The organism is Fredinandcohnia quinoae (genome assembly GCF_022427965.1).
GTDB classification, from domain to species: domain Bacteria; phylum Bacillota; class Bacilli; order Bacillales; family Bacillaceae_L; genus Ferdinandcohnia; species Ferdinandcohnia quinoae.
Window position 1 is genome coordinate 14,699 of record NZ_JAKTTI010000016.1, and the last position, 11,852, is coordinate 26,550.

Here is an 11,852-nt window from a genome sequence, read left to right on the forward strand (position 1 = left end):
ACCTATTTCATAATCTGATAGCTTTCGAGAACAGAGTCAATTACAGTTGAATCAAATGTTCTATTTTCAAAAGGCTTTCTTTTTAAGCGATGTGGAAGTACTAATGATGCCGCCCTTCTTAAGTCGTCCACTTCAACCATTATTCTATTTTCAAATGCCGCTATCGTCATGGCTGTTTTTATCATCGTAATATCGGAACGATGCCCTTCAACCTCACTCAAAATCGATATTTTTGCAGCAATTTCGATTAAATCATCTGTAATTTTGATTGCTTTTAAGTTTTCCCTAGCCTGTAAGACCGTTAATCTCAGTTGTTGTTGCTCATTTTTATATGATTCTATGAAAGAGAAAGGATCTGCCTCAAATTGTAATCTTCTCTTAATCACTTCCATTCGCAGACTTACATCCTTTTCACCGTAAACATCAACTGATAGTGCAAAGCGATCAAGTAATTGTGGCCGTAAGTCCCCTTCTTCAGGATTCATCGTTCCTACCAAAATAAATCTTGCAGGATGTGAGTAAGAAATGCCTTCTCTTTCGACCACGTTCACTCCCATTGCAGCAGCATCCAATAGTACATCAACAATATGGTCTTCAAGAAGATTTATTTCGTCCACATAGAGAATATTTCGATGTGCTTCGGCTAAAATGCCGGATTCAAACTTTTTCTCCCCAGTTTTAATAGCATGCTCTACATCAATTGTCCCCACTACCCGGTCCTCAGTTGCACTAATAGGTAAATCGATTACTTTTAAGGACTCAGAGGATTCTTCATATTCAGTCGGTATTGGCGGAATGATTTCTGCTAGTGCCCTAACAGCTGTAGACTTTGCGGTTCCCTTTTCTCCACGAATCAACACACCACCAAGAGAAGGATTAATAACATTTAGGATTAATGCAAGCTTCATATCCTCCTGTCCAACAATTGCTGTTAGTGGATATAACTCATATAGCTTCATATTTTCTATTCCCTCCAAAATTCCCAATAAGAATGCAGAATAACTATATATGTCTTTCAATTAAACGAAGCGGTGTGAAAAAAGGAACTCCATCTTCCTCATGGATTTTTGCCTCTATTAAAAAAACGTCCTTAAACAAATCCTGATTGATTACTTTTTGCGGTTCACCAGCTGTGAACGTTTTTCCGTCCTTCATTACGATCAGATGATCGCTATACTTTGCCGCTTGATTAATATCATGTAATACCATCACAATTGTCATATTCAAAGCTTCATTTAAATAACGAACCAATTCCATTACTTCTAACTGATGGGAAATATCTAAATATGTTGTTGGCTCATCAAGAAATAAGATTTTGGGGGATTGCACGACAGCCATGGCAATCCATGCTCGCTGTCGTTCCCCACCAGATAATCTTTTTAATGATTGATTCTGCAAATGGTTTAAATTCGTAATTGAAATAGCCCAATCAATTTTTTCTTGATCTTCAACGGTTAATTTCTCATACCATTTCCGATGTGGAAGTCTGCCATGTGAGATGAGATCGCGAACTGTGAGATCAAGCTCATTATTTTGAGATTGCGAGAGCATTGTAATCATTTTTGCTAGTTTTCTAGTACTTACTGTTGAGATTTTCTTTCCGTCGAATTGAACATACCCTTCATTCGGGGAAATCAAGTTCGTCATTAAGCGTAATAAGGTCGACTTCCCTGAACCATTCGGGCCAATAATACTAGTAACCTTCCTCGGTTGAATATTTACTGTTAAGTCCTGAATCGAGAATGATAATGATTGTTTGTACGTAATGTTCTCAGCAGTTAATGATATTGTCACAAAATTTCCTCCTTTTTGAACAACCTCTTAATTACTTTGCTGAGACCTTTTGAATTTCCCCACGCAAATACTCAAGTGATTCAATCACACGTGGGCCAGGATTTGATCCAAATAAATGATTTGGTAAGATGATGAACTGGTCTTCTTGTACAGCCTTAATGGTTTTCCAAGTTGGGTTCTTTTCCATTTCTTTTGTAAAACTTACTCTTGCAGCTTCCTCAGATCCAGGTGTAATAAGGAAAATAACATCTGGGTTAGCTTCAACAATTCTTTCAATATTCACTTGCGCGTATTGTGGGAATTTTTCTAGCTTTGGATAATCCTTCGCAATATTGTAGCCACCTACAGCCTCTAAAAAGCTACCTGATAATGAGTTTGGCAATGCGACCATCCAGTTGCCAGGTACTCCAAAAATAATGAGTGAACGAACATCACCGTTATTGGATGCTTTATATTCCTCTACATTATGATTGATACTATTAATAAGTTTTTCTGCTTCTTTATTTTTATCAATGACTTTTCCAATCATTTCGATTGTATGAATACTTTCATCGATGGACTGTGCTCCAGTCAACAATACTTCTATCCCAAGTTGTTTAAGCTGGGGAATGTCCTTTGCATTTAATTGTTTATGAGCAATTACTAAATCAGGCTTCAATTCAGCGATCTTTTCGATGTTAATACTAATGGCTTCTCCAATCTCAGGAATATCCTTTAATTTTTCATTATTCTCCTCACCTCGTATAGTGGGTTTACCAACTACTTCCCCCCCTAATTCAAGAATGGTGTATAAATCACCAGAGCTGAATGCAATTACACGTTCAGGCATTTTTTCTAGTTCAACCTTATTTCCGGCTAAGTCTGTAACAACAATTGGTCCACTATCTGTTTGTTCTTCTTCCTTTTCACTTTCTTTAGGTTGATCTGTTTGGGTATTTTCACTCTTTGATTCCTTCTTGGTATTTGCTTCGTCATTTCCACATCCAGTAATCAGCAGTAATATACTTCCAACCATTAATAAAGTAGTGATGAACTTATTTCGAAAAATACTCATTTATAATCCCTCTAATCTAATTATTTTTTTTATTTACTACCCATTACTTTTCCTTTTCTCAATAGGTAAAGGAAGAAAGGTCCACCAGCTGTAGCTAATAAAATTCCTACAGGTAATTCGATTGGGTCAAACCAGCTTCTTGCTGCGGTATCTGCAAATGCAACTAGCAGACCACCAAAAAGTGCTGAAATGGGAATAAGATACTTATAATCGTCACCTATCATTAGTCTTATAATATGTGGGACGACAAGACCTACGAATCCTAGCAACCCAGCAACACTGACAGCTGCACCTGCTAAAAAAGTACTTAAAAGAATAAGTAAAAAACGACTTTTTTCAACATTATGACCGAGGAGTTTTGCGGCATCGTCTCCAAGTCTTAGAATATTAGCAGTCCTCGTTGCAAATAACGATAGAATTAAACCAACCACTGCATAAGGGAAAATCATCCAAAAATGTGGCCAGCTTCTTTCACTTAGTCCCCCCATTAGCCAAGGAAGTACGGCTTGAACCTTGTCACTATGTAAAATCATCACTGCGGAGGTAATAGCCCCTAATAATGTATTGATGGCGACCCCTGCTAAAATTAATCGTAAAGGGGAGACACCCCCGTCCCATGCAATCATATAGACAGCTGCAGCGGCAATGAATGCTCCAAGAAATGCACCAAAAGGCAATAAACTTGTGTATTGTGGAAAGATGAGCATCGTGACAATTGCAACTAAACCAGCACCAGATGAAATTCCAATTATTCCTGGGTCAGCGAGTGGATTTCTCATAATTCCTTGCAATAATCCCCCAGAAACAGCAAGACACATTCCGACTAACAAACCAGTTAATATTCTTGGCAAACGAATATTCCAAATGATTTGATATTCTAATGAATCATTTTTCTCGGTTAGGCCATTCCAGATTTCCGTAAGTGATAAAGTAACAGATCCAGTAGCCAAGCCATAAATGATGGATGCTATCGCTAATAGTAAACAGCAAATAAAAAGTAAAGCCCTTTTTCGTTGGAGGATGGTTTGTGTTTTTTTATTGGTAACCTCTAGTGACTGCATAACAGTAATGTCCCTTCAAATTTCTTACCTTTCGATTTACAAATATGTGTATCTTTCACCTCAAAAATCTCCCTTTTTATTTAAGTCTAAAATTTGTACATTTTTTTAAATATTCACCCCATTTATATGAAAATGATTATCATTATCATGAAATACATATATAATGTTAATTGAAAATGGTTCTCATTGCGTGTGATTCCAATCACATGTAATGAAATTATTCATGGGAGGGTTTAAAAGTGGGGTCCAATATCATAAATAGAGACTCACTAAAGTCTTTACATCTATTTTCTGATCTTAATAATGAGGAAATCGAGTGTGTTCAAGAGCTTTCATATGTGAGCGTTTTTACTAAAAAGACTTTGATATTTGAACAATTTGAATCGATTAGGAACATCTATTTTTTATTAAAAGGGCAAGTGAAGATCTATCGGATGGATCACCGAGGAAATGAACAAATTGTAAATATTGCAGTAACGAATGATATGTTTCCACACATTGGTTACTTCCGCCCACAAATCTATCCAGCATATGCGGAAACAATGAAGGAATCAAAAGTTCTTTGCATACCAATCGAGAAATTCAGATGTATTGTTAAGAATTATTCATCAGTAAGTGAAAAATTGCTCCTCCTTCTTGAAGATAAAATCATCGATTTGCAAGCGAGACTTGAAGAAAAATTATTATATCCACTGTGTGATCAAATTTTACTACTACTGTTAAGGATTTGTGATGCCTATGGAATCATGTGTAATGATGAATGGTATGTCATCCAAATTTTTCTTTCTAACCGGGACTTAGCAAATATTATCGGCTCCACCAGGGAAACAATAAATCGGTATTTAAATGATTTTAAGAAGGATGGTATTATCAATTACTCAGCAGAAGGCCATTTATTAATCAATAAAAAGAAGATAAATGAGCTGATTTTACTTTCATAATAAAGCGCGTGGCTTCTGTTTGGTAAAAGGAGATTAAACCTTGAATCATCAAGCATTCTGTGTCAAAATTTAAATATTAGTGAATGCTAATTTTACGATAGATTTGAGGAGTTTGATCATATGGCTAATAAAGCAGTAATTTTAGGATGTAATTATTATATAGGCCTAAGCACAATTAGATGCTTAGGGGTTCATGGTATACACACGGTTGCAGTAGACTATTCAACTGAAAATACATACGGTGCAGAATCTAAGTATTGTTCAGAACGACAAATTGCACCCCACTATCGAAAAGACACAGAAGGGTTTATTCGCTTTTTAAAAGACTATGCAAGTAAGCAAAGTTCACCACCTGTACTCATTCCATGCCACGATAACTATGTTGAGGTGATTGATGAGTATTTAGATGAATTAAGGGAGTATTATCTTATTCCCCAAACTGAACAAGGCTTGTACATGAAGACGATGAATAAGGAATTATTACACAAGTTGGCGAGTGAACATGGGATCGCCGTTCCAGAAACATTGATGGTTGACGAAGAAAACCTATTTGAAAAGGTAGAAAGTACAATAAAATATCCGTGCTTAGTTAAACCAACTGATTCACCAGCATTTACATCCGTTTTTAGAAAGAAATTATTTAAGGTTTTTAACAAAGAGGAATTAATTGAAGCGCTGGAAAAGTCTAAGAAGGCAAATCTAGAGGTTATTATCCAACGGATTATTCCAGGTTTTGATGATCATATGTATACATTTGATGCATATTTGAATCAAGATTCAAAGGTTACCCATTGGGTGACATGTCAAAAATACCGTCAATATCCGATAAATTTTGGGGCTTCGGTATATACTGGACAAAAATACGTTCCTGAATTATTTGATCTCGGTGCACCATTTTTGGAAAGTATTGGTTTTAAAGGTTTTGTTGAAATTGAGTTTAAAAAGGATGCAGAGACAGGAAAGTATTATTTAATTGAGCTAAATGTGAGAATAACGAATCTAAATCAATTATTATATAAGGTAGGCGTGAATTTCCCATACATCACATACCGTGAATTAACTGGGAATCCGGTCGAGCCAATGGCAGTTAAAAAGGATACAAATCTAGTATTTCGTTATACATATGAAGATATACTAGCTATTAAGGCATATATCAAGACAGGACAGCTAACGAAAGAGGAGATTAAGGAATCTTTACGAAAGCCAAGAGTTCATGCAATCTGGGATTGGGCAGATCCGAAACCAGGAATTGCATTTATGAAAATGATAGCTGCGAAGAAATTAAAGAAAAAGCTGAAACGTTAATTTGAATGTTACCCTTATAATTGTTTATGAAAAGAGGTAGAAGCAATGCTAAGCTTAAAAAAGCTTCTTCAATCGATAGAGGTGAAGGAAGCCTTTAACGAGAAGGACGTTACGATATCAGGAATCTCATATCATTCTGGGAAGGTAACTGATGGGCATCTTTTTGTATGTATAAAAGGCTATAAAACAGATGGTCATAAATACATCCAACAAGCGATAGCAAATGGTGCAGTCGCAATAGTTGTTGAAGATTATCAAGAAGAAATAGAACTACCCCAATATGTGGTGGAAAATGGCAGAATTGCGTTGGCAAGGTTGGGTGCTTATTTCTATGGATTCCCTTCAGCTAAGATGAATATGATTGGAATAACAGCGACAAATGGTAAGACAACGACCTCTTTTATGACGAATGCAATTCTGGAAAATGAAGGCTTTCGAACAGGACTAATTGGAACAGTGTCGGTTAAAATTGATGATGTTTCAATTCCATCAGAGCTTACAACTCCCGAATCACTTGATTTACAAAATTATTTAAACCAGATGGTAGATAAAGATATCTCACATGTAACAATGGAGGTTTCTTCTTCAGCATTAGAGCTACACCGTGTGGAAAGTGTTGAGTATGATATTGTAACCTTCAATAATATTAGTCGTGAGCATATTGATTCACATGGGTCTTTTGAAAGATATGTTGAAATCAAATCCGGACTGATTCGAAATGCGAGTGAAAAGAGCTTTGCTGTATTGAATCTTGATGACCCATATTCTGCATCTCTTGTAGACAAAACGAAGGCAAATGTTATTACCTTTGGTGTAGAAAATAAAGAGGGGCATCTTACTTGTAAAAATTTGGATTTAACAACGGGTCGAGCGAAATTTACGGTTCAAATTTTAAAGCCGATCAAACGATTTGATTTTGAATATGGACCAGGTGAATTTGATGTAGAGCTTGCTGTACCAGGTCTTCATTCTGTCCATAATTCGATGGTTGCAATTACGATTGGCCTTCTATGTGGTGTTTCAATTGAGACTATTCAACATTCACTTAAAACATTTGGTGGGGTTGAAAGGCGATTTGAGTTTATATTTGAAGATGATATAAAAGTGATCGATGATCATTTTGCGAATGCTGGAAATATCAATGTTACATTACAAACTTTACAATATATGGACTATGAAAAGCTTCATCTCGTATACGCTATACGTGGTGAAAGAGGGCCAACCGTAAATCGGGAAAATGCAGAGACAATTGCAAAATGGTCGTCAATGCTAGGTTTTAATGAGATAATTGCTACAAAGAGTGTATCTCATGTAACCTCAAAGGATCGCGTAACAGATGAAGAGACACAAGTATTTGAAGAGGTTATGTCCCAAGCTGATATTAAAGTAAATATGTATGATGAGCTACCAGAGGCAATCAACCAAGCGCTTCACGAAGCCAATCCTGGCGATTTAGTACTTCTAGCAGGTTGTCAAGGAATGGATTATGGTGCGGGAATTGCATTACAGCAGCTTACACAGTTAAATAAGGATATCCCAGTTGGGAAGCTATTTTATCCAATCCGTAATCGTGTAGCAGGTGTTTCAGAGGAGCAAAGGGAAATCATCTTACAGCATGTCTTTCACAAAACGCAAAAATAAGAATATATGGTGAGCTTTGTTAGGTGGCTTTTGGAGGGACATACGTAAAAATGAAGCAAATAATAAGAGTAACCGTATTATTAATCTTAATATTTGTCGTCTATCTTGCATATAAAATTGATTTGACAGGTGAAGACCCTTCAGAATTTGTTAAAGAGGAAGAAGTAGTTGATCCAGTAAAACAAGGGACGATAACCATTTTTAACACAGATGAAACTTCAAATCTGCCGATCCAAGATACGGAATACACAATTATCGAGGCCGACACGAATAATTTAATTGAAATTGTCATGACGAATGAGGATGGAAAGGCAACAACAGAATTACTCGATTATGGCAATACCTATAAAATTAAGCAAATACGAATAATTGAGCCATATCAAATAGACGAAGAAGTATACAAGGTCGAAATTAATGAACCGGATAATGAGCTGAAGACCACTAATAGTAAGGCGGTTAGTACAGAATAAAAAAGTCAAAAAATGAAACTAGGTGTTAACATGGAAGATAGGAGCTTAGGAGTAATAGGTGGAATGGGGCCAAAAGCGACATCTGTATTCTTTGAAAAAATCGTTGAAAATACAGAAGCTCATAAGGACCAAGACCATATCAATATGATTATTCTTAATCATGCCACATTACCAGATCGTACGACTGCGATTCTGACTAATAATGATCATGATTTTTTAAATGTAGTGGAACATGATATTAAACTCCTTGAGGGAGCTAATGTTTCTCATATTGCGATTCCATGTAATACATCCCATTATTTCTATGATCGGATGCAAGCGATGACGTCAGTTCCAATCATCCATATGGTTGATGAAACGATGAAAAAGATTTATGAGAAGTACGGCGAACATACGAAGATTGGTATTATGGCCACGAGTGGAACGATCAGCAGTGGAATCTATAAGAAGACTTGTGATAAATATAATATGGAGCTGCAAATCCCTAACCAATTGCTCCAAGACCAAATTATGGATATTATCTATAACAAGGTTAAAAGTGATTTAAAGGTTGAAATTAAGGAAATTGATGAGATTGTATTTGATTTTATTAATAATGGGTGCAGTTGCGTTATTTTAGCATGTACTGAATTATCCTGTATAAAACTCAGTGAAGACGTGCAGAAATACTGCATCGATGCAATGGACGTTCTAGTTGAGAAATCGATTGAACTGTCAGGGAAAAAGAGAAAACAATCATGATTATATGATGTGTAAAGAACCTGTCTTTAATGGCAGGTTCTTTTTCTGTCTAGCTCCAGCGCCTAGACCCTCGAGGTCAAATAACCTGATGCAAGAAAAGTCAAAGGGCGACTTTTTTGCATCAGAACATTTGCTTGTCGGGTCTAAACAAGGCGCTTGCGCTTTTCCGTTTGAAATATATTTGTAATATAATCCAACCGTGATTAGCTAAATTTTTATGTTATAATACAAAATACGTGCATATGTAACAAAATATGATTTTACTAACTTTTTTTTGGAGTTTTACAGAGATTTTTGTAAACTTTGATATTGATAGATTGATAGATTGTTAGAAATAGAAGGGAGACAGGAACGATTTGAAACGGAGATTTCTCATTCTAGGGATTGGTTTTGTATTAGGATTTAGTAGTTTATTGGTACCTTCGACAAATAAGGCGTTGGCAATCCAAAAAAACACTCAATTAGAAAAAGAAAAAGAGAAGGTTCAAGATAAAAAGTCAGATATTCATTCGGAAATTAACGATAAGAAGAATGAAATAGAAGCAAACCAGGCTGAACAATCGGAAGTTTCGAGTGAAATAAAACGATTAGATCTTGCGGTTGAAGATACGAAAGCAAAGATTCAAGAAAAAAATGCACAAATTAAAGAGACTAAGGAAGAAATTGAAAAGGTAAAAAAGGAAATAAAGGATTTGGAAGAGAGAATAGCAAAGCGGGACGAGCTTCTTAAGGACCGTATGCGCTCACTTCAAGAAAGCGGCGGAATGGTCAATTATCTAGATGTGATCATCGGTGCAAAAAGCTTCAATGACTTTATTAATCGTGTAAGCGCAGTTGCAACCTTTGTACAAGCTGATAAAGACATTATCACATCACATCAAGATGATATTGCCTTGCTTGAAGATAAGGAAAAGGAAGTTAAGGGTTTATTAGCAGCACAAACGAAACAAAAGGCTGAGCTTGATGGTCTTCAAGAAACTCTTAATGCCCAAATTAGCGAAAAGAACAAACAGATGGCTCAATTAAAAGTTCAAGAAGAAGAAATGCATGCTGAACTAGGTGCACTCGAAGATACTGAAGAATTACTTGCTTCTCAGGAAAAGGCGATTCAGAAAGAAATTGAAGCATGGAATAGAAGACAGAAGGAAATCGAAGAGGAACGAAAAAGACAAGAGGCTAACGGAGGCACATACACTCCACCAGTATCAGGTGGGTTGTTTATTCGACCAGCGACAGGGCGTATTACATCGGAGTATGGTCCTCGTTGGGGAACCTTCCATTTCGGATTTGATATTGGTAAAGGTGGACGAGATGTAGTGCCGGTATATGCTGCAGCTGGAGGAACTGTTTCCAGGTCCCGCCTAGAAAGCAGTTACGGGAATGTAATCATGCTTACTCATTATATTAATGGAAAACAAATGACAACAGTATACGCCCATCTTGATAAGCGTGTAGTTGGATTGTATGACCGCGTGGAACAAGGTCAATTAATTGGTTACATGGGGAACACTGGCGATTCAACTGGACCCCACCTGCATTTTGAAATATATGAAGGTCCATATTCACCTGAGCAATATGCAAATGGACGAACAGGACCTACAAACTCTGTTAACCCAAGAAAATATATTAACTAACCGAAATAACCCCATCCAAATAGGATGGGGTTTTATTTTGATAAATCTAGAGTGCGAGATCACAGTGTTTTTCTCACACCCTATGTTGAAAAATAAACGGAAAATTTCCTCCTAAATTGAAAAATATCCTAATTTCCTTAAAAATAAAGGAAGCTTTTCCGGCTAAATGCCCAAAATCGCTGGATTTCGTCTTATTCAGAGAAGTTAACCGGAAATTCTCCGCTTATATCAGCTTCTTAAGCCTCCCTCTATACAATAGCCGGAAATTCTCCCCCTAAAAAGCAAGGTAAATTTCTTTATGATTAAGTGCTCTTACTATATTTAATTAAGGCTTGGCGATTCTTTTTATTTTTTCTAAGTTCAAGATTTGTATATCTCTTTGTCCTGACATGGATATGATTTCATCAGATACGAAAGTGACGAGCTTACGGCTAATTGTTTCAGGTGTGGTGCCAATCAATGAAGCAAGTGCTTTTTTTGATATGGGTAGTTTGAACTTTCCATCCTTTGTATTCGCTCTGTCACTAAAGAGTAAGAGTACACTTGCTAACCGCTTTTCAACTTCCATTAAGCTTAATAATGTCATCCACTCATCTGCTTGATGAATGATCTCATTTAATGCATGCATAAACCGTAGTGACATGTCGTGATTTCGTTCCAATGTTTTAAGGAAATCCTGTCTATGAATTGTACAAATTGTTGTATCATCGATTGCTTCAGCATTTGCATAATGAATCTCTGATTGAAAAAGAGCAGTTTGACCAAAAAAATCACCAGGAAACAACAATCGAACAATTTGCTCCTTCCCATCCTCAGCCACCTTATTGATTTTAATTAACCCTTTATTCACAATATATAACGTCTCAGATGTATCTCCTTCCCGAAAGATAAAATCCCCTTTACGGAAAATCCGATGATTCGTTTCCTTTTGTAAAATCTTTTCTTCCTCTGAATTCAAACCTTGGAAAATAGGTACAAGTCGTATACATGAATTGTCATGACTACAATCGTGATTACAGGACATAGCAATCGCAATCTCCTTTCGATTGTCCGTCTAGGGCTGCCGGACAGTTATCTTTCCTATATTTTATCTTATTCCCTTATTTAATGATGTGATTTAGCTCAATTAAAATTGATTTGTATCAAGGAGAATTCTCTCGTTTTAATTAACATGGAAGTAAGAAAATATAGAGAGTTGAAATGAAGATAAA

At 36.3% G+C, this 11,852-nt stretch carries 11 protein-coding genes; 6 read left to right on the forward strand and 5 right to left on the reverse strand.

Features of this window, described 5'->3' with window-relative positions; genetic code table 11:
• Nucleotides 1-2: 2 nt before the first annotated feature.
• Genes MJG50_RS11225 through MJG50_RS11240 form a run of 4 tightly spaced genes read right to left on the reverse strand, consistent with a single transcriptional unit; the run spans nucleotide 3 to nucleotide 3,909 of the window.
• Complete coding sequence (locus MJG50_RS11225) at nucleotides 3-959, reverse strand: magnesium chelatase ATPase subunit I (RefSeq protein ID WP_240255810.1); 957 nt, start codon at nucleotides 957-959, stop codon at nucleotides 3-5.
• 43 nt (nucleotides 960-1,002) lie between these two features.
• On the reverse strand, nucleotides 1,003-1,788 hold the full coding sequence (locus MJG50_RS11230) for an ABC transporter ATP-binding protein (RefSeq protein ID WP_240255882.1): 786 nt from the start codon (nucleotides 1,786-1,788) through the stop codon (nucleotides 1,003-1,005).
• Nucleotides 1,789-1,825: 37 nt separating this feature from the next.
• Nucleotides 1,826-2,848, reverse strand: a complete 1,023-nt coding sequence (locus MJG50_RS11235) for an ABC transporter substrate-binding protein (protein WP_240255812.1) — start codon at nucleotides 2,846-2,848, stop codon at nucleotides 1,826-1,828.
• A 29-nt stretch (nucleotides 2,849-2,877) separates the two neighbouring features.
• Nucleotides 2,878-3,909, reverse strand: a complete 1,032-nt coding sequence (locus MJG50_RS11240) for a FecCD family ABC transporter permease (RefSeq protein ID WP_240255814.1) — start codon at nucleotides 3,907-3,909, stop codon at nucleotides 2,878-2,880.
• 239 nt (nucleotides 3,910-4,148) lie between these two features.
• On the opposite strand from MJG50_RS11240, the gene MJG50_RS22330 reads away from it, so the two are divergent.
• From MJG50_RS22330 to MJG50_RS22175, 6 genes are all read left to right on the forward strand, one after another.
• Nucleotides 4,149-4,850, forward strand: coding sequence for a Crp/Fnr family transcriptional regulator (locus MJG50_RS22330; RefSeq protein WP_240255815.1), 702 nt, complete (start codon nucleotides 4,149-4,151; stop codon nucleotides 4,848-4,850).
• Nucleotides 4,851-4,970: 120 nt separating this feature from the next.
• Nucleotides 4,971-6,155: a carboxylate--amine ligase gene (locus tag MJG50_RS11250; RefSeq protein WP_240255816.1), complete on the forward strand. Its 1,185-nt coding sequence runs from the start codon at nucleotides 4,971-4,973 to the stop codon at nucleotides 6,153-6,155.
• Between the two features lie 45 nt (nucleotides 6,156-6,200).
• Entirely contained in the window at nucleotides 6,201-7,796 is a 1,596-nt protein-coding gene (locus tag MJG50_RS11255; protein WP_240255818.1) for a Mur ligase family protein, read from the forward strand.
• 50 nt (nucleotides 7,797-7,846) lie between these two features.
• The gene (locus MJG50_RS11260) at nucleotides 7,847-8,266 is read left to right on the forward strand and encodes a prealbumin-like fold domain-containing protein (RefSeq protein WP_240255820.1); all 420 of its coding nucleotides are present in this window, start codon (nucleotides 7,847-7,849) and stop codon (nucleotides 8,264-8,266) included.
• A 12-nt stretch (nucleotides 8,267-8,278) separates the two neighbouring features.
• Complete coding sequence (gene cuyB, locus MJG50_RS11265; protein ID WP_240255822.1) at nucleotides 8,279-9,007, forward strand: cysteate racemase; 729 nt, start codon at nucleotides 8,279-8,281, stop codon at nucleotides 9,005-9,007.
• Between the two features lie 356 nt (nucleotides 9,008-9,363).
• Nucleotides 9,364-10,641: a murein hydrolase activator EnvC family protein gene (locus tag MJG50_RS22175; protein ID WP_275695586.1), complete on the forward strand. Its 1,278-nt coding sequence runs from the start codon at nucleotides 9,364-9,366 to the stop codon at nucleotides 10,639-10,641.
• Nucleotides 10,642-10,966: 325 nt separating this feature from the next.
• On the opposite strand, the gene MJG50_RS11275 is transcribed toward MJG50_RS22175, so the two are convergent.
• On the reverse strand, nucleotides 10,967-11,665 hold the full coding sequence (locus MJG50_RS11275) for a Crp/Fnr family transcriptional regulator (protein WP_240255824.1): 699 nt from the start codon (nucleotides 11,663-11,665) through the stop codon (nucleotides 10,967-10,969).
• Nucleotides 11,666-11,852 lie beyond the last annotated feature (187 nt).

Bases quoted from the DNA above. Each gene is read 5' to 3' on its own strand.
- MJG50_RS11225 (WP_240255810.1), bottom strand. From the start codon at position 959: ATGAAGCTATATGAGTTATATCCACTAACAGCAATTGTTGGACAGGAG.
- MJG50_RS11235 (WP_240255812.1), bottom strand. From the start codon at position 2,848: ATGAGTATTTTTCGAAATAAGTTCATCACTACTTTATTAATGGTTGGA.
- MJG50_RS11240 (WP_240255814.1), bottom strand. From the start codon at position 3,909: ATGCAGTCACTAGAGGTTACCAATAAAAAAACACAAACCATCCTCCAA.
- MJG50_RS11250 (WP_240255816.1), top strand. From the start codon at position 4,971: ATGGCTAATAAAGCAGTAATTTTAGGATGTAATTATTATATAGGCCTA.
- MJG50_RS11255 (WP_240255818.1), top strand. From the start codon at position 6,201: ATGCTAAGCTTAAAAAAGCTTCTTCAATCGATAGAGGTGAAGGAAGCC.
- MJG50_RS11260 (WP_240255820.1), top strand. From the start codon at position 7,847: ATGAAGCAAATAATAAGAGTAACCGTATTATTAATCTTAATATTTGTC.
- cuyB (WP_240255822.1), top strand. From the start codon at position 8,279: ATGAAACTAGGTGTTAACATGGAAGATAGGAGCTTAGGAGTAATAGGT.
- MJG50_RS11275 (WP_240255824.1), bottom strand. From the start codon at position 11,665: ATGTCCTGTAATCACGATTGTAGTCATGACAATTCATGTATACGACTT.